The organism is Acinetobacter kyonggiensis, assembly GCF_900107285.1.
Taxonomy (GTDB): domain Bacteria; phylum Pseudomonadota; class Gammaproteobacteria; order Pseudomonadales; family Moraxellaceae; genus Acinetobacter; species Acinetobacter kyonggiensis.
Genome location: NZ_FNPK01000001.1, coordinates 150,692 through 176,040, shown reverse-complemented (window position 1 = coordinate 176,040; position 25,349 = coordinate 150,692). Strand labels below are relative to the sequence as shown.

Genomic DNA, 25,349 nt, shown 5'->3' with positions numbered 1-25,349 from the left:
GGACTAGGAGCAAATTATGAAAGCTTATACCGTTGAACAAGGTATTGTTGCACCTTTAGACCGTGCCAATGTTGATACAGATTTAATTATTCCAAAACAGTTTTTGAAGTCCATCAAACGCACTGGTTTTGGGGATAACTTATTTGATGAATTACGCTATTTAGATGAAGGTTATCTGGGGCAAGATAATTCCATTCGTCCAAAGAATCCTGAATTTATTTTGAACCAACCACGTTATCAAGGTGCATCCGTTTTGATTACACGTGCCAATTTTGGCTGTGGTTCAAGCCGTGAACATGCACCTTGGGCTTTAGAAGAGTACGGCTTTCGTACCGTGATTGCCCCAAGCTATGCTGATATTTTCTTTAATAACAGCTTTAAAAACGGTATGTTGCCTGTGATTTTAGCAGAAGACATTGTGGATCAACTCTTTAAAGAATGTGCTGCAAGTGAGGGTTATCAATTAACTATCGATCTTGAAACACAGGAAGTTCGTACACCTCAAGGCGAAGTTTTCAAATTTGAAGTGGATCCATTTCGTAAGCATTGTTTATTGAATGGCTTGGATGATATTGGCTTAACCCTTCAAGTTGCGGATGATATTCGTGCATTTGAAGAAAAAACTAAGCAATCACGCCCTTGGGTCTTTGCAGAAATTCGTGGTTAATTGTTTGAAATTTCGGACATAGTAGTATCGGAGCTTAACTCTTGTTAATATCGAATCTATAAAAATATCTCGTTGGTTTTAATTGGTGAGGTTGGGCTCGAATAATGACAAAAGTTTACGGTCAGCTTGCTGTGCTGGGGCTTATGCTTGCATCTTTAAGTGCATGCCAAAGCTGGGATAAAAAACGTATTAATAATGTGAAAGAGACAGAGTCGACAAAATTAAATGCGTTGATTTTTTGTGCTGGAACAGAACAATGTGAGTTTGAGCGTTTCGATCAAATGCCGATTGTGGATGCTCAAAGTCACCGTGTGAGCCGTGAAGCGATTGATCAGGGGATTGTTCGTTTACAACCCAAATTGTTGGCAGAACCGAATTCTTTGTTTTTGTCCGTGCCAGCAGGGCAGCATGAAGTGGTGATTCGTTTTTATCCGATATCGAAAGATCGTGCTGAGACACTACATGTATTTCACAAATTTAATGCTCAAAAAAACTATACCTTTAAGATGTATCGTGACCGAACGAGGCATCAAGGAAGTCTGTTGAATGTTTCTGCACCTGATCCACTCTGTGTTGAGCTTCAACAAGACCAAAAAACCATTCGACGTTTCTGCAAACCTTATAATGCCCTAAATGGCTTAGGTGAGTTTGTGGAACAAAAAATTTAATATTGCATCAGTCCAATGACTGACTTTGAAAATGGAAAATCTCATGTCAAAACATATTTTGATTTTAGCTGGTGATGGCATCGGTCCTGAAATTGTTAACGCCGCAGAACAAGTACTCACACGCGTAAATGAAAAATTCAATTTAGGTTTGACTTGGGAACAAGGTTTATTGGGTGGTGCAGCGATTGATGTTCATGGTGCACCATATCCTGAACAAACAGCTGAACAAGCAAAAAAAGCAGATGCCATTTTACTCGGTGCTGTCGGTGGGCCGAAATGGGACAGCATTGAGCGTTCAATTCGTCCAGAACGTGGTTTGTTAAAAATTCGTAGTGAACTCAACCTTTTTGCTAACTTACGTCCAGCAATTTTGTACCCACAATTGGCAGATGCTTCGAGCTTGAAACCAGAAATCGTCTCTGGCTTAGACATTCTGATTGTACGTGAATTGACAGGTGGTATTTACTTTGGTCAACCACGTGGTATTCGTGAATTAGAAAATGGTGAGAAACAAGGTTATAACACTGATATTTATTCAGAATCTGAAATTAGACGTATTGCGAAAGTAGCGTTTGAATTGGCAGGTCTGCGTGGTGGTAAAGTTTGTTCGGTAGATAAAGCCAATGTTCTAGAAGTGACTGAGCTTTGGAAACAAACGGTCACTGCAATGAAAGAAGCCGAATATCCAAAGATTAACTTGTCGCATATGTATGTGGATAATGCCGCAATGCAATTGGTACGTGCACCGAAACAATTTGATGTGATTGTGACTTCTAACTTGTTCGGTGACATTTTATCTGATGAAGCTGCAATGTTGACAGGTTCAATTGGCATGTTGCCATCGGCATCTTTGGATGAAAATGGTAAAGGTATGTATGAACCTTGTCATGGTTCTGCACCAGACATCGCAGGTCAAAACATTGCAAATCCACTCGCAACGATTCTTTCTGTTGCAATGATGCTACGTTACACATTCCGTGAAGAAGCGGCTGCACAAGCGATTGAAGATGCTGTAGGTCATGTACTGGATCAAGGCTTACGTACAGCAGATATTATGTCTGAAGGTATGGGCAAAGTGGGTACTGTTGAAATGGGTCAAGCTGTGGTTGCTGCATTGAACTAAGTTTATTCACCATAGATTTGAAATGAAAAACGCAGCCAAAGAGCTGCATTTTTTATATTTAGTTTGCCAAAAGTGCATCAAGAGCGTGTTTTTAACAGGTGCGTCCTGACATGTGTAGCGCTTTGGCAATATTTTGTTCTAAGAGAAAGCTGATACGGCAGTTCAAATTGACATCGTAGCTTTGTGCAGCCGTACTTGGGATGGGAACGGTTGTTCCTGCACCGATGCCCATGGCAGGATTTTGCGCCATAGGGACAGGAATGCTGATGGATCGAGCTGCAATATAAGTTAAGGTATTTGCTTTTAAGATAGGTGGACTGACTTGCTGGTAGCCTATGCTGCTTAAATCAAGTTGTGCACGAATTTGATCACTGGATTGCCCGATAAATTGCTGCAAATAGGCTTCTCGCTGCATGGTATTCGTTGTCGGGGACGATACACAACCATATAGCATGCAATAGGCAGCAAAGAGTCCAACAGAAAGTATAAACTTCATAAGCTGTACTCACATCAAATAAAACCAGTGTAGGCAGATCTGCTGAATCATATTGTTGTGATTCGATATACGGTCGTTATTTCAATAAAATAGCCAGACATCATGTTGACTAGCCGTTTTAGATGATCAACAGCATGATAATTTTTAATATCCTATCGCAGGTATTTCGCATAAACTATTTATGAAAATTAATTTTTATAAAATACAAAAAAGGGCAAAGGAATAAAGATGAAAAAAATCATTTTAATGCTGAGTGGCATTTTATTGTCTGGTGTTGCATTTGCAGATAATTGTGAAAATGCACGTAATACCTATGATGATGTCTATTGCACCAACAAACTGTATGCCAGTGCAGATGCAGAATTAAATAAAAATTATCAGGCTTTGCGCGGAAAATTATCGGACAAACAAAAAAATATTCTGAAAAAGTCTCAGCTGGAGTGGATTCGTGAACGCGATGCGCAGTGCACCACAGATACAGGGATTGATGTGCAATGCCGTTTAAGTACCACGCAAGAGCGTAATAACTGGCTTAGAGAGCGTCTGCGTGAATGCAAAACTATTGGCTGTAAAACCAATGCCCTGAATTGATTTTCAGTGTTGAATATTATAAAAAAAGCCACTTTAAAGTGGCTTTTGCTTGCGCTAAAACTTAGCGTGCACGATAAGTAATACGACCCTTGGTCAAATCATAAGGAGTCATTTCTACTTTAACACTGTCGCCAGTCAAAATACGAATATAGTGTTTGCGCATTTTACCAGAGATGTGAGCAATGACTTCGTGACCGTTTTCTAAACGTACACGGAACATAGTATTAGGAAGCGTTTCGGTGACAACGCCTTCGAACTCGATGAGTTCCTCTTTATTGGCCATAGCCTACCTGATGATCAAATTGGGAAGGCGCAAATTATAGTCAATTTTTTTGCATAAAACAAGGCGGAATGGGGCGTTGCCCGATCATCTGTCAGTTAAATAAGCGAACCATACATTTAAATATTTTCTACAAAAAACAGCATTGTTCTGTTGTCAGTTCGGTCAATCACAGTTAATCTAAAATTAATCTTTTTAAGTATAAATGAAGAACATACAAGGAAGGTCTTGGCGTGGGTCAGCTAACTGATGCATCGGTTGTTTTACGATTGGGTTACCAAGCGATTCGTCGTTCGGGTTTGCCAACCGAAGAAATTTTAACAAAAGCTGGTGTCGCCTTAAATCAGGTCGAAACCAATGATCGTACTCCGCTCAGTGCCCAATATGCCTTTTGGGTAGCAGCAGAGGAGGTCAGTCGTGATCCTGATATTGGTTTGCACTTAGGTGAACACTTGCCTTTATATCGTGGACAGGTGATCGAACATCTATTCATCTCAAGTGAAAACTTTGGTGAGGGACTAAAGCGAGCATTGGCCTATCAACGGCTGATCAGTGATGCATTTCATGCCAAACTGGTGCTTGAGGATGGTCGTTGCTATCTTACCAATGGTGAACAAGGGGCTTGGGTAGACCATTTGGTCAATCGTCATTTTTCTGAATGTGCCATGTCAGGAATCTTACGTTTCTTTAAATTTATTACCGAAGGTCGTTTCAACCCGATTTACATCGATTTTAATTTTAGTCAGGGGGCTTTTGACGACGAATATTTTCGGGTCTATGAGTGTCCTGTCAGTTTGGGGCAAAAAGAAACCCGTTTGTATTTTGACCCAGCCATTTTAGAGTACCAATTGTGGCAGGCAGAACCTGAGTTATTACAACTACATGAGCAATTGGCACTGGAAAAGCTACAAGAGCTTGCACGCTATGATTTGGTCGGTGAGGTTCGCCGTGCCATTGGTTCGACTTTGGAAAGCGGTGAAACTACTTTAGAAACAGTTGCCACCCATTTAAATATTACGCCACGTCGTTTACGCACGCAGCTCAGTGAGGCGCATACTAGTTTTCAGCAAATTCTTTCGGATTATCGTTGTCGTTTGGCGAAAAAATTATTGGCCAATACTGCTGAAAGTGTGGAGCGAATTGTGTATTTAACTGGTTTTTCAGAACCGAGTACCTTCTATCGTGCGTTTAAGCGTTGGACCAATGAAACGCCAGTAGAGTATCGAAAGCGTAAGCAGCGTTAATTAAATCCCTCCCTCTTGCGAAACAGTGTTCCTTATCTTTAAAAAAGTAGAGGAAACTCCTCCCTTCAAAAAGGGAGGTCGGGAGGGATTGTATTATTCAGGCATATTTAACCAATGTGGGCCTAAAGGTGCTTGAGGTAAATCAAATTGTTCTGGGTAATGTGCTTGAATAAAATATAAGCCATCAGGTGGGGCCGTAATCCCTGCTGCTTTACGGTTTTCAGCGGCAAAAATTGTGTCAATATGGTCAATTTCATACATGCCTTGTCCAACTTCGAGCAAGCATCCCACGATGTTACGCACCATATGATGTAAAAAACCATCGGCTTGAATATCGAGCACTAAATAACAACCATGACGAATTAAACGGCAATGGCTCACATGACGTATAGGTTGCTTAGATTGACAAGAGCTGGCACGAAAGCTTTCAAAGTTATGGGTTCCTTCAAATTTTTTCGCAGCTTCAATCATTTTATCCACATCAAGTGGGTAATAGGCATGGGTGACTTGTTGATAAAGCAGTGCAGGTCGGCTAGCTGAATTGTAGATGACATAACGGTAACGTCGTGATTGTGCTTTAAAACGAGCATGAAAATCCGTATCCACCGCTTTAATCCATTGGATAGCAATGTCTTTGGGTAAAGTGCTATTTGCCCCCATGAGCCAGCCCCGCAGTGGACGAATCGCAGAAGTATCAAAATGTGCAACCATATTCGTCGCATGTACACCAGCATCGGTTCGTCCAGCGCCCTGAATAATGATTGGTTCATTGGCAATTTTACTCAGCACAGTTTCAATGGTTTCTTGCACACTGCGGACACCCGCTTGCTGGGTTTGCCAACCTCGATACTCAACCCCAGAAAACTCAATACCGACCGCAAAACGCTGCATATTTACCTCTATTTATATTGAATCATGCCAGTGAGCATGCCACTGGTCTACGCGGTCATATTGTAAATACATTTTCAGTGTTTTTGCATAAAGATCTGCATGGCTTAAGCAATCACTGACAATGATATTGGCATATTGTGTCCACTCACTGATGGCATAGCGTTGATCAATCGTGCCAAAAGGTACTTGCGTGGTGAGAATGATGGCACAACCTTGCGTTTGAATGGCCTGAAGTGTAGAGATGAACTCTGCATTGACGGCTAAATTACCTGTACCAAAGCCCTGTAAGATCAGCGCATGAGGGGCGTGTTGCTGTAAATTTTTTAAGTTCGTGATGTGTTGTTCGATTGCTAGCGGTTGCAGCATTAAACTTAGGCAGTTGAATTCTGCTGCCTTCTCAATATCATGTTCATGCACGATATAGCTATGCTGAATCGTTGCCAAATTTACTTGGACATTTTGACCTGCAAAAGCATTTAATTCCGTTGTATGTTGTTTTAGCGCAGTTTGCGCATGAAGCAGTTGGTGCTGAAAGGCCAAATAGACACCCACTGGCGTGGTCACTACCGCATCCAGAGCAAAATTCAGGTTATCCATAGCATCGGTAAATTTGCGGGTTTGTGTACCCGAGACATTTAATAACGGATATTGGCTACCAGTTAATACCACATGAGCAGATTGACCGATAAAGTGTGCCAGCGTTGCGCTGGCATAGCTTAGGGTGTCTGTGCCGTGAATCACGACAAAATGCTGATAATATTTAAGTTGTAGGCTTTGAATCAGCTGAATGAGTTTAAGCCAGTCCGTTGCAGTACAGGCGCTACTGTCTTTAATGCTGGGTGCAACAAAACATTCAATTTCAAGCTGTAACGGAAGAATGCGTTGTAGCTGGGGAATAAAATCTTCAGCAGGCATTGGGCTGAGTGGCTCGCCAATACAGCCAAAGGTTCCCCCCATATAAATTAAGGCTATTTTTTTCATAATAAAAAAGCAGTCAATGATGACTGCTTTATAGTAGAGCGAAATAACTTAAGATGCTATCTGATTGCGTAACTGATCTGCTTGTTGGCGTTGTTCAGTGGTATATTCAGCTTCATGCTCTATTAATAACTCATGTGCCGACTCAAAGGCCCCTAATTGAATATATTGCGCTGCAAGCTCTAAATTCAGGCTAATTTCATTCACATCAATCAGTTCAGGGAAGGAGAGCATGAGCGGATCATTTTGGTCTGCTTGAGATGCAGATGAACTGATATTGCTAATATCAAAACTTACACCAGAGCTTTTCGCTGGCGCTGTTTCTATAGATAGTGGCTCGTTTGGCGTTGCAGGTTCTAGATTAAATTCTAAATCTAAACTCGGCGTAGTTTCTTCAGCAACAGTTTTTGCTTCAACAGGCGCAACGGTTTCTGTAAGAGAGAAATTAAAATCAAATTCAGCTTTTTCTTCAACTGCTGCTACTTCAAATGGAATAGTCTCTTCAGCAGGTTGAGCAGACTGTTCTACTGCTGGCGTATCTAGGCTAAAAGAGAAATCTAAAGGCTGGATTTCTTCTACTACAGGAGTTGGTTCTGGTTTTGCTGTAATGGTTGGCGTAGGGTCTAAAGATAAACTGCTAAAGTCTAAAGGTTTAATTTCTTCAACTATTGAGATTGGCACTTCGGTTTTTGCAGTTGTGATAGGCGCTTGATCAAGAGAAAAAGTATTGAAATCTAACGGTTTAATTTCTTCAACGTGATCTTTTTGGCTTGGGCGTGTTTCTTGCTGTAGCTGATCAAAAGATACATCATTTGCCGTTACCGATGGCGCAGCAGAATTATTACTCATAAGCGCATCAAAATCGGCAGTATTTTTTTGTTCAACTGCCGGTTGTTCAATTGCCGTTTGAGCGGATGATTCCATTTTGAAATCAATCGTGTCTCTAGAGCTTAGCGCTTGTTGGTCATGAGCTGCTTTTTTAGCCAGTGCTTGCTCTAAAAAATCGTCTAGTTCTAATGAACGTAAATGATTAATCAGTTGGTTAATTGCAAATTCATCTTTTTGTAAGATGTGAATATCGAGTAATAATAAATACAGCTCATGCTGTGAGTTGTCTTTATTTAATGCTTGATTAATTTGTGCTTCAGCAGCAAAAAAATTGTGTGCGCTGATCAATGTGCCAATTTTATTGCGCACATCCTCAGCTAAAGCAGTGGTCTTTTTCTTTTCCACCACAGGATCTGACACAATTTGAGTTTTTTGAGGTGTCTTTTTGGTTGAGCTTACTTTTTTCGCTTTCGCTGTTGAAGTTTGTTCCGCTTGTTTACCGGTTTCACGCTTTTTTAGGACAACTGCGATCACTAATAACAATATAAACGGAATCACATAAATCAGCATGTTGTTACCCCTTACAGGATTGAGTTGTTATCAATGAAACTCATCCAAAAAATCAAATTGTATAACACTTTAGTGTGTTGGCTTTTTCTCTACTTGTTGTGCTTTCAATTGTTGTTGCAATTGGGCAAGACGAGTATTCAATAATTGAATTCTGTGATCCTTGTGACGCAATGCCAATTCTAACTGTGTTACGTTTCTCTGTAATTTAACGGTTTTTTTACGAGATGTCATAACTTTTAATGATAACTCGTTTGAAGTTTGATTTCTTTCTGTGTTCTTCTTAGCAGAACCGCTGGCTGAATCTTGTTCTTTCTCTGCGACTAAGCTCATTTCCGCTTGATTTAAGCGATATTTGGCTTTACCCGATTGTTTAGAAGATGCATTCATTACATTGGTGACACTGACTTTTTGCTCTTCTTTTTGAGGATTCCCTGTGTTGAGGTTTAAGGCAACGCCACGACGCAAACGGTTGATATCACCTTGAATAAAAGCATGTTCATTATTGGTTTTGATTTGTTTCATCACTTCGCCAATCGGGCGATTTTGCTCAGTGGCTACACGTGAAGCGATTGCCCATAGAGACTCATTGGATTGCACCACATGCTTTGTGCTTTGCGCTGTTATTGCTGGGGCATTTTGATGTGGGACAGGTTTTTGTGCAGCAGGAGATGATTCTGCTTTAACTTTGGTGGCAGCTTGTTCCATAGGACTATTTATTTTTTTCGCCTCGGTACCTTTTGGAGTCGGGGATTCTGCATATTTTTTCGCTAATGGGTCTGCGGAGAGCATTGTGTTAGGTGCTTTTGGCTGATTTTTTACCGTATTTTGCTGTGCTGTTACTGTATTGGGTTTAATCGATACGACATCCTTTGAGGTTACAGCTTGAGGGGCAAGCATGGTCATGGATGAGATCGGCATGGGTGCAGAACTGCTCGCATTGAGGCTAGGCGGAGCTGTCTTGCGCACCATTAATGGTGCTTCAAATGATTGTTGTGCGATGACTGCTACTTTTTTAGTTTGATATTGCGTGCTTTCAGGGAGTTGCAAAGCAATCTCTTTTTCACTGACAATGCTGATTGGTGTTAAAGGCTTTTCATTGCCTTGAGTACGGACTTGAGTATTGGTCGTGCTTCGTTGCAGTGGCGTTTTGATATGTTGTAATCGCGTTGCATTGCCTTCTTTAATTTTAATAATAACATTGAGTTCAGCTTCGGTCAGTGGACGTGAAGAGGTAATGGTAATCACGCCATTACCCGAACCATCGCGACGGGTAAAAAAATTAAGATGTCCAGGTGGTTGATGTGTTACGCCTAAAGAAAGAAGTTCGTCGACTGTCGCCAAGCTGGCTTGTATTTGTGCATTTGGATCAGCTTGACGGAAATTCATTTCAGCATAGAGTAATTCACCTGGTGCAGATTGAATTTGAATAGGATCAATCGTAATCGCATGAATATTCTGCGAAGCAATAATGGCTAAAATGGCGATCTTTAATTTTTTATATGCGGTCATCTTAATCTTTAGCTCGGTTTTGTATCGCATTGCGAAGTTGTAGATTAACGAGATGTTGAAGAGTTGTAAAATATTAACATAAAGAATACATAAAAAAAGCCGATCACAATAGATCGGCTTTTGATTTTTGAATCTTTAGCAATTACGCATTTTTATATTCAATTAAGATGCGCAGCATACGGCGTAAAGGTTCCGCAGCCCCCCAAAGCAATTGATCGCCAACAGTGAACGCACCAAGGTATTCTTTACCCATATTGAGTTTACGTAAACGACCAACTGGAACAGTTAAAGTACCAGTGACTGCAACAGGTGTAAGATCCGTCATCGATGCTTCACGGGTATTTGGAACCACTTTTGCCCATGGGTTGGATTGACGAATCATGTCTTCAATTTCATCCAATGGTACATCTTTCTTTAACTTCAATGTTAAAGCTTGAGAGTGGCAACGCATGGCACCAATACGTACACAGTGACCATCAATCGGTACGATAATTTGTTGATTACCTAAAATTTTGTTGGTTTCAACTTGTGCTTTCCATTCTTCTTTTGACTGACCGTTGTCTAACTGTTTGTCGATATAAGGAATGAGCGAACCCGCTAAAGGTACGCCAAAGTTTGCAGAAGGGAAGCCTTCACCACGTTGTAAGTCTGCAATTTTAGAGTCAATATCTAAGATTGGTGAACGTGGATCATCTAACAAATCTTTAGTATTGTTATATAAATAACCCATACCTGAAATCAATTCACGCATGTTTTGTGCACCAGCACCTGATGCTGCTTGATACGTCATTGCAGTCATCCACTCGACCAAATTATTTTGGTAAAGCGCGCCCATGCTCATTAGCATCAATGAAACGGTACAGTTACCGCCGACGAAGGTTTTGGTGCCTTTGACTAAGCCGTCTTTGATTACGTGCATGTTGACAGGATCAAGCACAATGATCGCTTCATCATCCATACGCAATGTAGATGCAGCATCAATCCAGTAACCGTTCCAGTTTTCCGCTTTTAATTTCGGAAAAACCTCAGAGGTATAATCACCACCTTGGCAGGTAATAATGACATCCATTTGCTTCAGACTATTAATGTCTGATGCATCCATAAGTGCTGGGGCAGTCTTACCACCAAAAGCAGGGGCTTCACCACCTGCATTACTGGTAGAAAAATAGAATGGCTCAAAATGAGCAAAATCATTCTCTTCAACCATACGTTGCATAAGGACGGAACCAACCATCCCGCGCCAACCGACCAGACCTACTTTCATGTCACTTCGCCTCGGTGCGTTAAAATAAAAAGGAAATTCGAGTGTATCAAAAGAGCGCACAACTGCAAGCGCTACACAATGAAAACAGCAATATTATTGTGTAATATATCTTGTTTATGTTACATGCAAAACTGATATAAATTTATGAATCATGAAAGAATTAAGAATATAAGAGAAGTACATCATGATCTGGGTAGAAGCGTTAGCTGTTGTGGTGATTTGGTTGAGCTTTTGGTCACTCATTCCACGTGATGAATGGTGGTTTCGCGGTGCAGATTTTCCACGCTTACAAATTTTAGTTTTGGGGTTAATTGCCTTTGTCCTGTTGTTAGTCTGGGATCAGCCGTGGGATATCTGGCGGGAACTTATTTTTATTGCCTTAATTGCAGCACTGGCTTATCAACTGAAAATGGTGCTGCCTTATACCTTTATTTGGAAAAAGCAGGTCAAGCAGGTTCGTCAAAATCAGTTGAATTCAAAGCAGCAAATCTCGGTGATTGTGTCCAATGTACTGACGCCAAATCAGCAATATCACTTGTTGATTGAACAGATTCGGCAACACCAACCCGATTTAGTCCTGACTTTAGAGTCAGATCAAACTTGGCAAAATGAACTGGCAGTGATTGAAAAAGATTATCCGTATCGTGTCCCTGTGCCCTTGGATAATTTGTATGGCATGCATTTATATAGTCGTCTTGAATTAAAAGACGCTGAAATTAAGTTTATTTTAAGTGATGAAATCCCTTCAATTCATACCACGGTAATTTTGCGTTCAGGTCAACCCGTGCAGCTCTATTGTTTGCATCCGAAACCGCCCAGTCCAACTGAAGCCAAAGATTCAACCTTACGTGATGCAGAACTGCTGATTGTGGGGGATCAAGTTAAAGATTTGGATCAAAGCTGTATTGTGATGGGCGATTTGAATGATGTGGCATGGTCACGGACAACACGGCTTTTTCAACGCATTAGTGGCTTACTCGATCCGCGTGTGGGTCGACATTATGTCAATACTTTTCATGCCGATTACCCGCTGCTTAGATGGTCTTTAGATCATGTGTTTCATAGTACTGATTTTGCTCTAGTTGAAATGAATCGCTTGCCCCATATTGGGTCGGATCATTTTCCCGTACATGTTGTTTTACAAACAGGGCGTATTTTTGATCAGATTCAAGAAGAGCTTGAACAAACCGATGCAGATGAACAAGAGGCACAGCAAGCTATTCAAGAAGGAATTGAACAAGCAGAAAAGGAAGAAAAAATAGTCACCGATGAAATTGCACAGGATTATAAAAATGAGACTAAAGTGCCTTAAAGTGATGATCGGGGGATTAGGGGAATAGTGTACGAAATGGCTTACATTGATTTAGGTCTATGGCGAATAGTCCTTTTTTAAAATTTTACTTAGTATGCACACATCAGCCAAGGAGTTGGGAACGGAACATCCCATTATGGAAGATGATGCTGGTGGATAGTCATCATGGATATGATGCAGCAATGGATAGCCACAACAGAATAAAAACAAATTTTGAAAGCACAACCTTATGAACCCGAGTTTTGCAGGAAGCAGAACTCGGGTTATGCTTTTATAGCCAATGCTAAAAATAAAATATCAGCGATGTACTGAGTAAAAATTGAAAAATCGAACCTCTCTTTTGTTTATTTTACCGATTTAGTTCGTGATACTTTGCAGATCTATGCAGGATTATTGCTGTTGTTTAAGGTCAATTTTTCATCACGATCAGCTGAAATCATATCTTGCGATTTAGGTCGTGCTGATTGTTGCTGTTTGGGTGAAGGGCATAGTTTAGGCTTTGGAAAGACTGCTTTTTATGACTCGTGAATGATCTCAGCGTACTTTGCTTGATTAGCCCTCATTTTAAAAGTTAGTGCAAGCTATTACAGCATTTATAAAATATTGAGTGTTTTGCAACCCGTCTACTTTTATAGACCATCGAGATAAAAATAGACTGATTTGAGCCAGTACATGTTTTAAATTTAATCTAAATTTAAAACATGTTTATATAAATCAATGGTTCGATCACACATCTCTTTTAAACTAAACATGGTGACGGGTTCAACGCCTTGAGGTTCATTTATATGCTGCTGAACGGCATGCAATAATGCAGCTTGATCACCCACGTCGATTAAACCTTGCGGATAAAGATGAGATAAAATTTCTGCCACACCACCACGATTCCAGCCAATCACAGGTGTTCCCACCGATAACGCTTCTAAAGCGGTACGTCCAAAAGTTTCTGCTTGATTGGACAAAGACAGCACCACGTCGCTAAATGCCAGCCATTCACGTATATCTGAACGATGTCCAACAAAAGTTATTTGATCTCGCAAACCTTTAGCTTGAATGTTGTTTTCCAGTTCTTCTAAATAGGCCTGCTTTTTAGCATCAGCGCCACCGACCACGACTGCATGCAAATTTGGATATTGGTTTTGTAATTGTTGCAGGAGTTCAATTAACGTTTCATGTCCTTTTAAACGGGTAATACGTCCTGGCAAACAAACTAAAAATTTATTTTCCAGTTGCGGGAAATCTTTAAAAGTTTGATTGATCCAGAGTGCAGAAGGTTGATAACCGTGAGGAAATTCTTGCGGTGAAATGCCACGATAAATTCGGACAATATTTTCAGGCGGGCAGTTTTGATAATGTTCGGTAATATATTTCACCACACTATCAGACACGGCAATCACTTTTTCTGCTTGTGTCATAATGGCACTATAACGATTGGTTGAATAAAAGCCATGCACGGTAGAGATCAGATGTGGACGTTGCTGTGCAGGAATGCCTTTGAGTGCAAAATGCGTCAGCCAAGCAGGTACGCGTGAACGGACATGGACAATATCAGGTTGATGTTGCTGAATGAGTTTACGCAATGGTCGTATTTGCCACAGACTGGATAAAGATTTTTTATGAATGGCTAAACTGAGGTGTTGCGAGCCTTCAGCTTCAAGTTGAGCAACCAGACGTCCACCATTTGAAACAACAATCGATTCGTGACCTGCTGCAATCAGTGCACGTGCAATTTCCAATGTGCCACGTTCAACGCCACCACTGTTTAATTCTGGAAGAAGTTGCATAATTTTCATTGGTATTCTCTTCAACTTTTTTAAAGGTGGTGTTAGTAAATTTCTTCGTAGCCTTCAGGGCGAGTTTTAAAGCGGCGATGGAACCACATATATTGGGTGGGTGCGATGCGCAGCTGATTTTCAATAATTTTATTCACCAGCGTGGCATCTTCAAGTTCATTGTCACTCGGTATGCTAGCGACCATAGGCTCAAGCAGTACATGGTAACGAGGGTCTTTAATGTCACCATCGCGATAGAAATACAAAGGCACTGCAACTGATTTTGACATTTTAAGTAAACGACGATGTGCCGTGACTGTAGCGGCAGGTACGTCAAAGAAGGGTGCCATGATACCTTGTTTTAAACCATAGTCTTGGTCGGGACTATACCAAATGGCATGACCCTTTTTAAGATTTCGGATTAAGCCCCGCATATCATCATGGTCAATTTGATGGTCATAAATAGTGGCGCGGCAGCGGTAGATCAGCATGTCGAGGAGGGGGTTATTCTGCGGACGATATACGACACCCAGCTCAAAGTACTGTGAGCACAGATAACCGCCTGCATCTAATAAAGTCGAATGTGTACCCAGCAGTAATACGCCCTTGCCATCAGCTTGTGCATGATGCAGATGTTCTAAACCTTCAATACTGACCCGATCTTTAAACCATTGCGGACAATACCATGCATTTAAGGTTTCAAAAATCCCCAACATTTGATCGACAAAAACTTGTTTGGCATGTTCTTGAAGCTGTTCAGCTGTCCATTCGGGAAAACACACTTCTAAATTTCGAAGTGTAGTGTGACGACGTGATTTCAGTTTGTTAAATGCGATCTGGCCTAAAAAAGTCGCTAAACGATGTTGAATCGCCCACGGTAAAATCGCCAAAATCATGAGGAAAATAATACCCATCCAAATGCCCCAATATTGTGGCAACAGAAATGACCATTGAAATGTACCCGGTTGATAGTTGGTTTTTTTACTCATTGTGTCGTGCGATGATCTAAATTAGACATGAATGTAGTGTAGCACGAACATAATTCTGAAATAAAAAGGCATCTGTAGATTTCTCTACAGATGCCTATTGAAACAGGGTGAATTAATTGCCTTTCGACAGGTTATCTAATTCTTCCCAGCGTTCTAATTTTTCAAGCAATAGCGCATCAATTTCAGCCAAACGTGCAGAAATTTTTGCCGCAGCATCAGCATCAGAGACAAACAATGAACCATCAGCCAATTTTTCATTCAAGCTGGCTTGCTCTGTTTCTAAAGCTTCCATTTCAGCAGGCAATTGCTCCAAAGCACGTTGATCTTTATAGCTCAACTTTGCTTTTTTCGGCACAGCTGCTTCGGCTTTCGCCAGAGCTTTTTTCACATCACTTTTTTGATCCACCGCAGTTTGATCAGGGCGTTGTTCTAAATAGTCCTGATAACCACCGATGTATTCATCGATATGACCTTTACCATCAAAGACCCAAGTCGAGGTCACGACATTGTCCATGAATGCACGGTCATGCGAGATTAGAAGTAATGTGCCTTTATAACCACCGAGCATTTCTTCTAATAGCTCTAAAGTCACCATATCCAAGTCATTGGTTGGCTCATCCATAACGATTAAATTTGATGGTTTAAGCAGGAGCTTCGCTAACAGAATACGGTTACGTTCACCACCAGACAATGCTTTTACTGGGGTACGCGCGCGTTCAGGTGAGAACAAGAAATCTTGCAAGTAGCTGTAAATATGACGACGGCCGCCATTTACATCGACAAAATCCGAACCTTCAGACACGTTATCTTTAACCGATTTTTCAAGATCCAGTGCATTACGCAGTTGGTCGAAATAAGCGACTTCAAGCTGTGTACCTGTTTTTACAGTTCCCGTATGTTCCAGCTCACCCAAAATGGCTTTGATTAGGGTTGTTTTACCCACACCATTGTCACCGACTAAACCAATACGGTCGCCACGTAGCACCAATGCAGAGAAATCTTTGATGATTGGTTCTTGGTCGCCAAAAGCAACACTAAGATGTTCAATATCGAAGACCAACTTACCAGAACGATTGGCATCTTGAGTCGCCATGCTCACTTTGCCTTGTTGTGAGCGACGTGCTTTTGATTCTTCACGTAAATCTTTCAGCGCACGAACACGACCTTCGTTACGGGTACGACGCGCTTTAATGCCCTGACGAATCCAGACTTCTTCTTCAGCTAAACGTTTGTCAAACAACGCATTTTGCTTTTCTTCAGCTTCCATTTGCTGCGCTTTAAGATCGAGGTAACGTGTATAGTTCCCCTCGTAGCTACGCAAAGTACCGCGGTCAAGTTCAACAATGCGTGTCGCAATGCTGTCGACAAATGAACGGTCATGCGAAATGAAGAGTAGTGTTAAGTTGTTTTGATCGAGTAGGAATTTTTCTAACCACTCAATACTTTCAACGTCCAAATGGTTGGTTGGTTCGTCAAGAAGTAATACGTCAGGTTGTGTTAAAAGCGCACGTGCCAAAAGAACACGACGTTTACGACCACCCGATAAATCGGCTAAATCAGCATCTGGGTCAAGACCCATCTTGCTCAAAATCGAGTTGACTTTAGTTTCTAAAGCCCAACCATCCACTTGATCAAGTTTGTGCTGGAGTTCGCCCATACGGTCACAGGCATCCATATCACCCAATACACACGCATCACTGGCTTCATGATAAGCTCTGAGTACTGTAGCGGCTTCACCTGCGCCATCTGCAACAATATCCGCAACTTTACCAGAGTCCATGGGTACATCTTGAGCCAGCATGGAAATGGTAATGCCATTTTGTATAGAAACTTCACCACGATCTGGTAGTAAACTTCCCTCAATGAGTTTAAGTAAAGTAGACTTACCTTCACCGTTACGGCCAATCAAACAAACTCGTTCACCGCGTTCCAAATTAAAGTTCGCGCCGTCGAGCAGGGAAGGTCCGCCAAACGCAAGTTGGACATCCCTTAATGTAATATAGGCCATACTGTTTCCTGAAATCCAAAGTGAGGACTTAAAATGACTAAACAAAAAAATCTTAATGATCAGGCGTCATTGTCCGCACCCTTAGAAGATTTGCAAGTGCGAATTACATTTTTAGATGATTTAGTTGAACAATTGAATGAACAAGTCACTCGTCAAAATGCCGAAATAGTTGATTTGAAAAAACAAATGCAGTTTTTGTATCAACGCATTGAATGTGCAGATTTATCTGAAGGGATTGCCGCTTTTGATCCAATGAGTGATCGACCGCCCCATTATTGAGTCAATCTTTATCGGTCTTTTTGCTGAATTGATTTGACCTTTTAAGCCAAGCTCGCTCTAATGCGTGCTCAAAGTTTCCTTACTTGTCTATTGAGATTATGTCCAACAAAGTCGTTCTTCTTGATCTTGAAAATAATATGCCAACGGCACAGCTGTTGCGCGACATTATTCAACACTATGTGGTGATTTACTTATTTAACTGCACAGGAAAATTTGAATATTCACTGGAAGATTTAACGGAGTTTTCAAGTTGGATCAGCAGTGGCCAAGTGGTAATTTTAGAAACCGCAGAGGTCGATCAAAAAGAATTTGAATATGCGGTGGTGGTTGGACAGCTGATTGCCTTGTTAGAACCTGACACGTGTATTGAAGTTATTTCTGCCATGCCTAGCAGTGAAATGTTACTTGAAATGATGCAGTCATCGAATATGAATTGTAGCCTTATTCACGTTCAGGCTGAGCAATCTTCTTTTAATTCAAAATATAAAATTCCAACTGTCGACACGATTAAGCAAAAACCGAATCTACTGTTGGTTAAAAAATATTGTGATGTTTTGGGGGGGATGAAAGGAAAACCCAACTCGATTGAGAAACTTAACAACTCGATCAGTAATATTTTGCAAGTGGCAAGTGAGCAAGCACAACAGTTGATTGGTTTACTGATCAATCTAAAAATTGTGAAACGTTATGATGAGCAAATTAGCTTTCGTAAAAAAGTGTTGAAACAATGGATGCAGCTTGATTTAGATGCAGTGACTCCTTTAGAAGACGTGCAAAATACGAGCGAAATGCTGGCCCAGCGGCAACGAGAATCTGGTTCAGATGAAGGGTTAGAACAGTCAAATACCATTCATCATGCACAAAAAGATTTGTTTAAAAACTTCTCGAAAATTGATCCTGTTCAGGTGGTGGTTGCACGTAAATTACGTGAATTAAAATCAGATAAGCCGAAAGATATTTATGCTTTACGGGATTTATTAGAACAAATTTTCCCCAAATCGGATGTGCGATTATTGCTTAAAGAATTGATTGAGAAAGGATATATCTATTGGGATGGCAGTGAAGTGCTGTATAGCCATGAAATGTTCCTCAATTAATTTCATCGCTGAAACTTGCGTTTTATATTCAGCTTATGCAACTCTAATAAAGGAATAACAAGGTTGTACTATGGAAAATACGGGTATTTGGGTTATTGGCTTCATTATTCTTTTTGTTTTGGGCTCGATTTTGGGTCTTCGCGTCAGTCCGCGAGAAAAAGCATTGGGAATGATGCGTGAGAAAGCACGCAAAATGGGGTTGCATCCACGTTTAGTGGCGGCTCCCGATTGGACTAAAATTCCAATGGCCTCCTCAAGCCGTGCCAGTATGGTTGCTTATTACAGTGTTTTAATTCCGGATGTTCGCTTGCCCCTAATGCGTGCACGTGTTGAAGATCAGAAGCTCAAAGTGGTGCAGGGGAATGATAAGTTTAACGCTTTACCCATTGCATTAAAGGGCATTTATGCTATTGATATGCAGGCAAACTGTGTAGGACTCTATTGGGATGAAGAATCTGACCTTCGAGCAACACAGTTAGATGACATTAAAACGTATTTACAGTCTTTGGCTGAATTTTAATTTATATACCTATTTAATTAAACAGGAATGACGGTTGACTATGGCGAACGCTCCTCGGTCCACATCCAAAAGCACCACAGCAAAATCACCGAGTGCTGCGAAAAAACGTGCCTTAGTGATTGTGGAGTCGCCTGCAAAAGCGAAAACAATCAATAAATATCTCGGCCCAGATTACATTGTAAAATCATCAGTCGGGCATGTCCGTGACTTACCTACAGGTGGTTCTAAAAGTACAGAAAAAAAACCTGTATCACGCGCTAAACTGACCGATGAACAAAAAGCTGAAAAATCACAAATGGCCTTGGTCAATCGAATGGGCGTAGACCCTGAACACGATTGGAAAGCGCATTATGAAGTGCTTCCGGGTAAGGAACATGTGGTTGCGGAACTGAAAAAACTGGCATCGCAAGTTGATGAAATCTATCTCGCAACGGATATGGACCGTGAAGGGGAAGCCATTGCTTGGCATTTAAAAGAAGTGATTGGTGGTGATGATTCACGTTACCAACGTGTGGTCTTTAACGAAATCACCAAAAATGCCATTCAAGAAGCCTTTAAGCATCCTTCACGTTTAGATATCGACAAAGTCAATGCCCAACAAGCACGTCGCTTCTTAGACCGTATTGTGGGCTTTATGATTTCGCCATTACTGTGGGAAAAAATTGCCCGTGGTTTATCGGCAGGTCGGGTACAGTCGGTTGCAGTTAAATTGGTGGTTGAACGTGAACGTGAAATTCGTGCCTTTATTCCTGAAGAATATTGGCAGGTTTTTGCAGACACTAAATCAGCAAAGCATGACATCCGTTTAGAAGCAGTGAAACAAGGTGGCAAAACCTTAAAACTGCAAAATAAAGCACAAACCGATGCTTTATTAAAAATTCTAAATGATGCGGAATATAAAGTTTCTGTTCGTGAAGATAAACCTACCAAGGTGAATCCAAGCGCGCCATATATCACTTCGACTTTGCAACAAGCGGCAAGCACGCGTTTAGGTTTTTCTGTCAAGAAAACCATGACCATGGCGCAGCGTTTGTATGAAGCAGGTTTTATCACTTACATGCGTACTGACTCGATATTCTTAAGTGATGATGCGGTCAGTATGGTACGTGATCATATTGAAGCTGAGTTTGGGGCAAAATATTTGCCAGCTAAACCCAATAAATATGGCAATAAAGCCGGTGCACAAGAAGCCCATGAAGCGATTCGTCCATCCAATGTTGCGCTAAAAGGCGATAGCTTGGTGGGGGTAGATCGTGATGCCCAGCGTCTGTATGACCTCATTTGGCGTCAGTTTGTGGCATGTCAAATGACATCTGCGGAATATTTATCTTCTACGATTTTAGTCGATGCCAATGGCGTAGAACTCAAAGCCAAAGGTCGTACCTTGGTGTTTGATGGTTTTACCAAAGTTCGTGGTGCCAACAAAGCCGATGATGATGTGTTATTGCCTGCGGTTAAAGTCGGTGAAGTTCTTAAACTTGAGAAGCTAGATCCCTCTCAGCACTTCACTAAGCCACCTGCACGTTTTACTGAAGCATCATTGGTCAAAGAACTTGAGAAAAAAGGGATTGGTCGTCCTTCAACCTATGCGGCCATTATTTCCACCATTCAAGATCGTGGTTATGTGAAGTTGGATAACCGTCGTCTCTTTGCCGAGAAGATGGGCGAAATCGTGACGGATCGTCTTGATGAAAACTTCAATAACTTAATGAATTATGCTTTTACTGCTGATCTTGAAGGTCAGCTGGATAAAGTCGCGGATGGTGAACGTAATTGGAAAGAGTTACTGGATAATTTCTACGGTGACTTTAAAAAACGCTTAACCACTGCACAAGGTGAAAATGGCATGCGCCGTAATCAGCCTGTAGAAGTGGATGCGGTGCATTGTAAAGAATGCGACCGTCCGATGCAGATTCGTACGGGAACAACGGGTGTATTCTTGGGCTGTTCAGGCTACAACTTGCCACCGAAAGAACGTTGCAAAGGCACATTGAATTTAACTCCTGTTGAGTCGCTCGCAGTTTTGTCTGATGATGACAGTGCAGAAACAGCCGATTTGATGTCGAAAAAACGCTGCCCAATTTGCGAAACGGCAATGGACAGTTATGTGATTGATGGTGGTCGTAAATTGCATATCTGTGGTAATAACCCAGACTGTGAAGGTTTTGAACTTGAAGAAGGTGAGTTCAAAATTAAAGGTTACGATGGTCCAAGTATTCCATGCGACAAATGTGACGGTGAAATGCAATTGAAGACCGGTCGTTTTGGACCCTACTTTGCCTGTACTAGCTGTGACAACACCCGTAAAGTTTTGAAAAGTGGTCAACCTGCACCACCGCGTGTCGATCCTATTAAAATGGAACACTTGCGTTCAACCAAACATGATGACTTTTTTGTGCTTCGTGATGGTGCGGCAGGTTTGTTCTTAGCAGCAAGCAAATTCCCGAAAGTACGTGAAACACGTGCACCGAAAGTAGCAGAATTGCGCTCAGTGGCAGATCAACTTGATCCAAAATATCAGTTTATTTTGCAAGCACCTGATGTTGATCCTGAAGGGAATCCAACCTTGGTGAAATTCAGCCGTAAAAACCAAGTGCAATATATTGGTTCTGAAAATGCTGAGGGTAAACAGACCAAATGGAGTCTGGTTTACCAAGATGGAAAATGGGTTGAAGCTTAAATATTGAAAGATGTAAGAATGCCGACGAAAGTCGGCATTTTTTTTGTCATTCCATTTTGCAAATAACTGATCAAAGTTAAATTACGAGACCTCGTTATCCACCGTTGTTAGAGTCAAGACTACTTAAAAATAAAGTTTTTGCGCTGGAATTGATAAAAGACAGAAGTTGAAAAATTCTGTATATGACAATTTTTTGGTATTTTTTATGAACTGATATTATGCAGGAGCTTAAATCTGCCAAACTAAATTATAGAAAAAATTAATTCCGCGGATGGGTGGTATGGATGCCGCCCGTTGGGCTCGCGTACAAGGGTGTTCTCTCGGCTCAACAAAGGGGGGCTTGCAAAGCAATACTTTTTATTTGCTCTGTTAAAGTAACGAAATGCCTATGCAAAGGTCATTTAAACTTTGCAATACATCCAAGCCAATGCAACAAATTCTTTATTACATCACTTGAGTTAATGTCATTTATATATTGCCTGAATAATTAAGCTTTTTAAAATGAGTGAGTAACATTCATTATTAAGAAAGTCTCGAATGTACTGCAAGAATTTGTGCTGGAAGGGAAAGACTCCCTCATGCGCATGTGTTTTAATCATATTTGAAAATAATACAAAATATTGAGATGTTGGGGATATGTGGAAAAATATTCGAATTCTGTGTTTATTGATGGTTTTACTCATTGTCGCAATCAATGCGTATCGTGATCAGAACCAAGATTGGAATAAACCGATCATTGTTTTATTACATCCTGTGAATGCCGATGGGCAAGGGGCGACGCAACACTATATTCAGCAATTGTCAGTAAATGACCTGAGTGATGCACAAGAATATTTGAAACAAATGTCGACTCAGTACCGTGGGCAACCGATTTCAATTTATTTTCAAATGGGACGTGAACTTAAACAGCGACCTCCTAAAGTTCCTGAAAATGCCACGATGTTCGATAGCATTTTATGGAGTTTGAAATTCCGTTTTTATGCATGGAAACAGCATAAAAGTAGCGATGGTTCGCCAAGTGTAACGCTATTTTTAAATTATTATGATCCCAAACACAGCAAAGAATTAAAGCATTCCACTGCTTTGCAAAATGGACGAATTGGTTCGGTCAATTTATTTGCGTCAAAAAAACAAGCAGAGCAAAATAAAATTGTATTGGTACATGAGTTATTACATGCCTTTGGTGCGACCGACAAATATGATTTAGCAACAGGAGTACCGCTGTATCCAATTGGCTATGCATATCCAAATCAGCAGCCATTATTTCCACAAGCCAAAGCTGAATTGATGGCAGGGCATATTCCTGTGTCTGTAGACAAAAGCAAAATGCCAGATCATTTAGGACAGACGTTGGTTAATGAAATTACAGCAATAGAATTGGGTTGGCAGAAATAATCTAGATAACGCTGAATTTATCCACAGTTTTGAAAAAAGTGCTGTGGATAAAAGATGCAGATTTTAAACAGACAAATGCTTGAAAATAGTCAACAATAAATTTATTCCTAAACAAAAGACTTGAGAATAAGCATGAAAACAGTAGGAAATGATTTAGTTCGACATCAGTTGCATGAAAACCGAAAGTGGTATTTGGGTCTGGGGATTTTACTGACCTTATTTGGCATTGTATTGTTGGCATCTTTGCCTTTTGCAACGCTCTCAGCGGTATTTTTATTTGGTACGTTGATGATGATAGGAGGAATGATTCATTTCATTGCAGCGTTCAAAATTTTTGATGGTGGTTTTCGTTGGTTGTGGGCATTGTTTGGTATTTTGTATTTAGTTGCAGGTTATTATGCGTTTACTACACCAGTCAAAACTGCCATTGTTCTGACCCATATTTTAGCCATTATTTTGATTGTTGCAGGTGTGATTCGTCTCTTTAATGCTTTTATTTTTCGTGCATTTCAGGGTTGGGGTTGGACTTTATTTTCAGGCATTTTAACCTTAGCGACAGGGGTTATTATTTTGATGTCACCAGAGGCTCCTTTCTGGGTACTGGGTTTATTCCTTGCTGTGGATATTTTATTCCAAGGTATTAATTATCTGACTTTGGCTTCGTATATTAAAAGAGAAGTTCCGAAAAGTTCCGCAGATGTTTAACTCAAATTCGACCAAAGAGCGCTATATGCGCTCTTTTTTATTGCTTATGATAGCTATAAATCAAACTGTACAATTTATCTTATGTCTAAAACCTTTGTGCTTGCACCAGATTCGTTTAAAGAAAGCCTGAGCGCTGAACAGGCTTGTCAGGCGATGCAGCATGGTATTGAAAAAGTATTTACTGATGCGACCTTTATTCATGTGCCGATGGCAGATGGAGGTGAGGGAACCGTGGATGCTTTAGTGGCAGCATTGGCTGGACAACAGGTTTTCTGTGAAGTCACAGGGCCGTTGCCAACACAAAAAGTTCAAACGTATTTTGGTTTGCTGGATGATGCTGAAACGGCTGTGATTGAAATGGCAAAAGCCAATGGGATTCATCTACTGGAAAAATCTCAGCGCAATCCTTTGCTGACGACCACTTTGGGAACGGGGGAGATGATCAAAGTAGCTTTAGATCATGGCGTTGCTAAAATCATCATTGGTTTAGGTGGTAGTGTCACCAATGATGCAGGTGCTGGCATGGCACAAGCCTTGGGAGCAAAGTTTTATGATATCGATGGTTGTGAAGTTGCGGTGGGTGGTGGACAACTGAAGCAAATTCATCAGATTGATCTTTCTGCTTTAGATGTGCGTTTAAAGCAAGTTGAAATCATGATTGCCAGTGATGTGAATAATCCTTTATGTGGTGAACAAGGTGCATCATTTGTGTTTGGCGCACAGAAAGGCGCAACACCTGACATGGTGAAACAGTTGGATTTGAACTTAAGTCATTTTGCAGATTTGGTTGAGCAGCAATGTGGGCTTAAGCTTCGAGATGTGGCAGGCGCGGGTGCAGCCGGTGGTTTGGGTTTTGGTCTCATGGCATTTGCAGGTGCAAAGATACGTTCAGGCGTGGAACTGATGGTTGAGCAAACCCAATTGGCTGAGAAAATTGCTCAAGCAGATTATGTCTTTACCGGTGAAGGCGGCATTGATTTTCAAACCAAATTTGGTAAAACACCGTTTGGTGTGGCACAAGTGGCAAAGCGACTGAATAAACCTGTGATTGCTTGTGCAGGCTATGTCGGTGAGGGCATAGAGGAACTCTACGCAGAAGGTTTTACTGCGATTTTTGGCATTATGGATGGGGCTTGTGATTTGCAAACAGCTTTAGACAATGCTGAGAAGAATTTGCAACGAACCTGTCAGAATGTTGCTAGGATATTAGCCCTAACTTCGTAACAATTATGATCACATTACTTTCAATAAACTTAAATATTTTTGCGTAGGTTACGCCTTATTTTTCAAGGATGAAAAGTAACAAAAATCCTTTTTTGGATTGAGGGTATATTCCTATACCCCAATCCAACGGATGGAATCCATGCCATCTTGTCTAGTATCAATTTTTTTGAAATTAAAAATCGGCATATAAGTTTGGATAGATTGTACGAATTAAATCCAGACATTCTTGTTGATTTAAATTGCTTTGATTTAAAAAATGCTC

The 25,349-nt window shown here is 40.9% G+C and carries 23 protein-coding genes; 13 read left to right on the top strand and 10 right to left on the bottom strand.

Annotated elements, in window-relative coordinates:
* Nucleotides 1–16 precede the first annotated feature (16 nt).
* From leuD to leuB, 3 genes are all read left to right on the top strand, one after another.
* Complete coding sequence (gene leuD / locus BLV99_RS00825; protein WP_092686773.1) at nucleotides 17–667, top strand: 3-isopropylmalate dehydratase small subunit; 651 nt, start codon at nucleotides 17–19, stop codon at nucleotides 665–667.
* Nucleotides 668–771: 104 nt separating this feature from the next.
* Nucleotides 772–1,335 carry a hypothetical protein gene (locus BLV99_RS00820; RefSeq protein ID WP_092686770.1) on the top strand — a complete coding sequence of 188 codons (564 nt, stop codon included), beginning with the start codon at nucleotides 772–774 and terminating at the stop codon, nucleotides 1,333–1,335.
* 43 nt (nucleotides 1,336–1,378) lie between these two features.
* The gene (leuB, locus tag BLV99_RS00815) at nucleotides 1,379–2,458 is read left to right on the top strand and encodes a 3-isopropylmalate dehydrogenase (protein WP_086183844.1); all 1,080 of its coding nucleotides are present in this window, start codon (nucleotides 1,379–1,381) and stop codon (nucleotides 2,456–2,458) included.
* A 91-nt stretch (nucleotides 2,459–2,549) separates the two neighbouring features.
* Here leuB and BLV99_RS00810 read toward each other — a convergent pair whose 3' ends face one another.
* Nucleotides 2,550–2,954: a hypothetical protein gene (locus BLV99_RS00810; protein WP_086165064.1), complete on the bottom strand. Its 405-nt coding sequence runs from the start codon at nucleotides 2,952–2,954 to the stop codon at nucleotides 2,550–2,552.
* A gap of 228 nt (nucleotides 2,955–3,182) precedes the next feature.
* On the opposite strand from BLV99_RS00810, the gene BLV99_RS00805 reads away from it, so the two are divergent.
* Entirely contained in the window at nucleotides 3,183–3,545 is a 363-nt protein-coding gene (locus tag BLV99_RS00805; protein WP_092686767.1) for a lysozyme inhibitor LprI family protein, read from the top strand.
* A gap of 61 nt (nucleotides 3,546–3,606) precedes the next feature.
* On the opposite strand, the gene infA is transcribed toward BLV99_RS00805, so the two are convergent.
* On the bottom strand, nucleotides 3,607–3,828 hold the full coding sequence (infA, locus tag BLV99_RS00800) for a translation initiation factor IF-1 (protein WP_001284370.1): 222 nt from the start codon (nucleotides 3,826–3,828) through the stop codon (nucleotides 3,607–3,609).
* A 230-nt stretch (nucleotides 3,829–4,058) separates the two neighbouring features.
* Between infA and BLV99_RS00795 the strand changes: the two genes are divergently transcribed.
* On the top strand, nucleotides 4,059–5,069 hold the full coding sequence (locus BLV99_RS00795; RefSeq protein WP_086183841.1) for an AraC family transcriptional regulator: 1,011 nt from the start codon (nucleotides 4,059–4,061) through the stop codon (nucleotides 5,067–5,069).
* 93 nt (nucleotides 5,070–5,162) lie between these two features.
* On the opposite strand, the gene truA is transcribed toward BLV99_RS00795, so the two are convergent.
* The 5 genes from truA to asd form a co-directional block, all read right to left on the bottom strand.
* Nucleotides 5,163–5,960, bottom strand: coding sequence for a tRNA pseudouridine(38-40) synthase TruA (gene truA / locus BLV99_RS00790; RefSeq protein ID WP_092686764.1), 798 nt, complete (start codon nucleotides 5,958–5,960; stop codon nucleotides 5,163–5,165).
* Between the two features lie 12 nt (nucleotides 5,961–5,972).
* The gene (locus tag BLV99_RS00785) at nucleotides 5,973–6,941 is read right to left on the bottom strand and encodes an asparaginase (protein WP_092686760.1); all 969 of its coding nucleotides are present in this window, start codon (nucleotides 6,939–6,941) and stop codon (nucleotides 5,973–5,975) included.
* Nucleotides 6,942–6,989: 48 nt separating this feature from the next.
* Nucleotides 6,990–8,336 (bottom strand): hypothetical protein, encoded by a 1,347-nt coding sequence (locus BLV99_RS00780; RefSeq protein WP_092686757.1) that lies wholly within the window; start codon nucleotides 8,334–8,336, stop codon nucleotides 6,990–6,992.
* Nucleotides 8,337–8,405: 69 nt separating this feature from the next.
* Nucleotides 8,406–9,845: a FimV/HubP-related protein gene (locus BLV99_RS00775; RefSeq protein ID WP_092686754.1), complete on the bottom strand. Its 1,440-nt coding sequence runs from the start codon at nucleotides 9,843–9,845 to the stop codon at nucleotides 8,406–8,408.
* A gap of 142 nt (nucleotides 9,846–9,987) precedes the next feature.
* Nucleotides 9,988–11,109 (bottom strand): aspartate-semialdehyde dehydrogenase, encoded by a 1,122-nt coding sequence (gene asd / locus BLV99_RS00770; RefSeq protein ID WP_086183836.1) that lies wholly within the window; start codon nucleotides 11,107–11,109, stop codon nucleotides 9,988–9,990.
* Nucleotides 11,110–11,293: 184 nt separating this feature from the next.
* Here asd and BLV99_RS00765 point away from each other — a divergent pair, with 184 nt between their 5' ends.
* Nucleotides 11,294–12,421 carry an endonuclease/exonuclease/phosphatase family protein gene (locus tag BLV99_RS00765; protein ID WP_092686752.1) on the top strand — a complete coding sequence of 376 codons (1,128 nt, stop codon included), beginning with the start codon at nucleotides 11,294–11,296 and terminating at the stop codon, nucleotides 12,419–12,421.
* Between the two features lie 683 nt (nucleotides 12,422–13,104).
* Here BLV99_RS00765 and BLV99_RS00760 read toward each other — a convergent pair.
* The 3 genes from BLV99_RS00760 to BLV99_RS00750 form a co-directional block, all read right to left on the bottom strand.
* Nucleotides 13,105–14,211 (bottom strand): glycosyltransferase family 4 protein, encoded by a 1,107-nt coding sequence (locus BLV99_RS00760; protein WP_092686749.1) that lies wholly within the window; start codon nucleotides 14,209–14,211, stop codon nucleotides 13,105–13,107.
* A gap of 32 nt (nucleotides 14,212–14,243) precedes the next feature.
* Nucleotides 14,244–15,179 (bottom strand): LpxL/LpxP family acyltransferase, encoded by a 936-nt coding sequence (locus BLV99_RS00755; RefSeq protein ID WP_092686746.1) that lies wholly within the window; start codon nucleotides 15,177–15,179, stop codon nucleotides 14,244–14,246.
* A 112-nt stretch (nucleotides 15,180–15,291) separates the two neighbouring features.
* Entirely contained in the window at nucleotides 15,292–17,187 is a 1,896-nt protein-coding gene (locus tag BLV99_RS00750; RefSeq protein ID WP_092686743.1) for an ATP-binding cassette domain-containing protein, read from the bottom strand.
* 33 nt (nucleotides 17,188–17,220) lie between these two features.
* Here BLV99_RS00750 and BLV99_RS00745 point away from each other — a divergent pair, with 33 nt between their 5' ends.
* The 7 genes from BLV99_RS00745 to BLV99_RS00715 all read left to right on the top strand — a co-directional run bounded on the left by BLV99_RS00745 (nucleotide 17,221) and on the right by BLV99_RS00715 (nucleotide 25,087).
* Nucleotides 17,221–17,466, top strand: coding sequence for a SlyX family protein (locus BLV99_RS00745; RefSeq protein WP_092686740.1), 246 nt, complete (start codon nucleotides 17,221–17,223; stop codon nucleotides 17,464–17,466).
* Between the two features lie 98 nt (nucleotides 17,467–17,564).
* The gene (locus tag BLV99_RS00740) at nucleotides 17,565–18,563 is read left to right on the top strand and encodes a hypothetical protein (RefSeq protein WP_092686737.1); all 999 of its coding nucleotides are present in this window, start codon (nucleotides 17,565–17,567) and stop codon (nucleotides 18,561–18,563) included.
* 70 nt (nucleotides 18,564–18,633) lie between these two features.
* Nucleotides 18,634–19,083: an ammonium transporter gene (locus BLV99_RS00735; protein WP_086183828.1), complete on the top strand. Its 450-nt coding sequence runs from the start codon at nucleotides 18,634–18,636 to the stop codon at nucleotides 19,081–19,083.
* Between the two features lie 40 nt (nucleotides 19,084–19,123).
* Complete coding sequence (gene topA, locus BLV99_RS00730; RefSeq protein WP_092686733.1) at nucleotides 19,124–21,763, top strand: type I DNA topoisomerase; 2,640 nt, start codon at nucleotides 19,124–19,126, stop codon at nucleotides 21,761–21,763.
* A gap of 636 nt (nucleotides 21,764–22,399) precedes the next feature.
* A complete protein-coding gene (locus BLV99_RS00725) occupies nucleotides 22,400–23,158 on the top strand; it encodes a hypothetical protein (protein ID WP_092686730.1) in 759 nt (252 codons plus the stop codon).
* A gap of 132 nt (nucleotides 23,159–23,290) precedes the next feature.
* Nucleotides 23,291–23,863, top strand: a complete 573-nt coding sequence (locus BLV99_RS00720) for an HdeD family acid-resistance protein (protein ID WP_086183825.1) — start codon at nucleotides 23,291–23,293, stop codon at nucleotides 23,861–23,863.
* Nucleotides 23,864–23,944: 81 nt separating this feature from the next.
* The gene (locus BLV99_RS00715; RefSeq protein WP_092686727.1) at nucleotides 23,945–25,087 is read left to right on the top strand and encodes a glycerate kinase family protein; all 1,143 of its coding nucleotides are present in this window, start codon (nucleotides 23,945–23,947) and stop codon (nucleotides 25,085–25,087) included.
* The last annotated feature ends 262 nt before the right edge of the window (nucleotides 25,088–25,349 follow it).

Bases quoted from the DNA above. Each gene is read 5' to 3' on its own strand.
- leuD (WP_092686773.1), top strand. From the start codon at position 17: ATGAAAGCTTATACCGTTGAACAAGGTATTGTTGCACCTTTAGACCGT.
- BLV99_RS00820 (WP_092686770.1), top strand. From the start codon at position 772: ATGACAAAAGTTTACGGTCAGCTTGCTGTGCTGGGGCTTATGCTTGCA.
- leuB (WP_086183844.1), top strand. From the start codon at position 1,379: ATGTCAAAACATATTTTGATTTTAGCTGGTGATGGCATCGGTCCTGAA.
- BLV99_RS00810 (WP_086165064.1), bottom strand. From the start codon at position 2,954: ATGAAGTTTATACTTTCTGTTGGACTCTTTGCTGCCTATTGCATGCTA.
- BLV99_RS00805 (WP_092686767.1), top strand. From the start codon at position 3,183: ATGAAAAAAATCATTTTAATGCTGAGTGGCATTTTATTGTCTGGTGTT.
- infA (WP_001284370.1), bottom strand. From the start codon at position 3,828: ATGGCCAATAAAGAGGAACTCATCGAGTTCGAAGGCGTTGTCACCGAA.
- truA (WP_092686764.1), bottom strand. From the start codon at position 5,960: ATGCAGCGTTTTGCGGTCGGTATTGAGTTTTCTGGGGTTGAGTATCGA.
- BLV99_RS00785 (WP_092686760.1), bottom strand. From the start codon at position 6,941: ATGAAAAAAATAGCCTTAATTTATATGGGGGGAACCTTTGGCTGTATT.
- BLV99_RS00780 (WP_092686757.1), bottom strand. From the start codon at position 8,336: ATGCTGATTTATGTGATTCCGTTTATATTGTTATTAGTGATCGCAGTT.
- BLV99_RS00775 (WP_092686754.1), bottom strand. From the start codon at position 9,845: ATGACCGCATATAAAAAATTAAAGATCGCCATTTTAGCCATTATTGCT.
- asd (WP_086183836.1), bottom strand. From the start codon at position 11,109: ATGAAAGTAGGTCTGGTCGGTTGGCGCGGGATGGTTGGTTCCGTCCTT.
- BLV99_RS00765 (WP_092686752.1), top strand. From the start codon at position 11,294: ATGATCTGGGTAGAAGCGTTAGCTGTTGTGGTGATTTGGTTGAGCTTT.
- BLV99_RS00760 (WP_092686749.1), bottom strand. From the start codon at position 14,211: ATGAAAATTATGCAACTTCTTCCAGAATTAAACAGTGGTGGCGTTGAA.
- BLV99_RS00755 (WP_092686746.1), bottom strand. From the start codon at position 15,179: ATGAGTAAAAAAACCAACTATCAACCGGGTACATTTCAATGGTCATTT.
- BLV99_RS00750 (WP_092686743.1), bottom strand. From the start codon at position 17,187: ATGGCCTATATTACATTAAGGGATGTCCAACTTGCGTTTGGCGGACCT.
- BLV99_RS00745 (WP_092686740.1), top strand. From the start codon at position 17,221: ATGACTAAACAAAAAAATCTTAATGATCAGGCGTCATTGTCCGCACCC.
- BLV99_RS00740 (WP_092686737.1), top strand. From the start codon at position 17,565: ATGTCCAACAAAGTCGTTCTTCTTGATCTTGAAAATAATATGCCAACG.
- BLV99_RS00735 (WP_086183828.1), top strand. From the start codon at position 18,634: ATGGAAAATACGGGTATTTGGGTTATTGGCTTCATTATTCTTTTTGTT.
- topA (WP_092686733.1), top strand. From the start codon at position 19,124: ATGGCGAACGCTCCTCGGTCCACATCCAAAAGCACCACAGCAAAATCA.
- BLV99_RS00725 (WP_092686730.1), top strand. From the start codon at position 22,400: ATGTGGAAAAATATTCGAATTCTGTGTTTATTGATGGTTTTACTCATT.
- BLV99_RS00720 (WP_086183825.1), top strand. From the start codon at position 23,291: ATGAAAACAGTAGGAAATGATTTAGTTCGACATCAGTTGCATGAAAAC.
- BLV99_RS00715 (WP_092686727.1), top strand. From the start codon at position 23,945: ATGTCTAAAACCTTTGTGCTTGCACCAGATTCGTTTAAAGAAAGCCTG.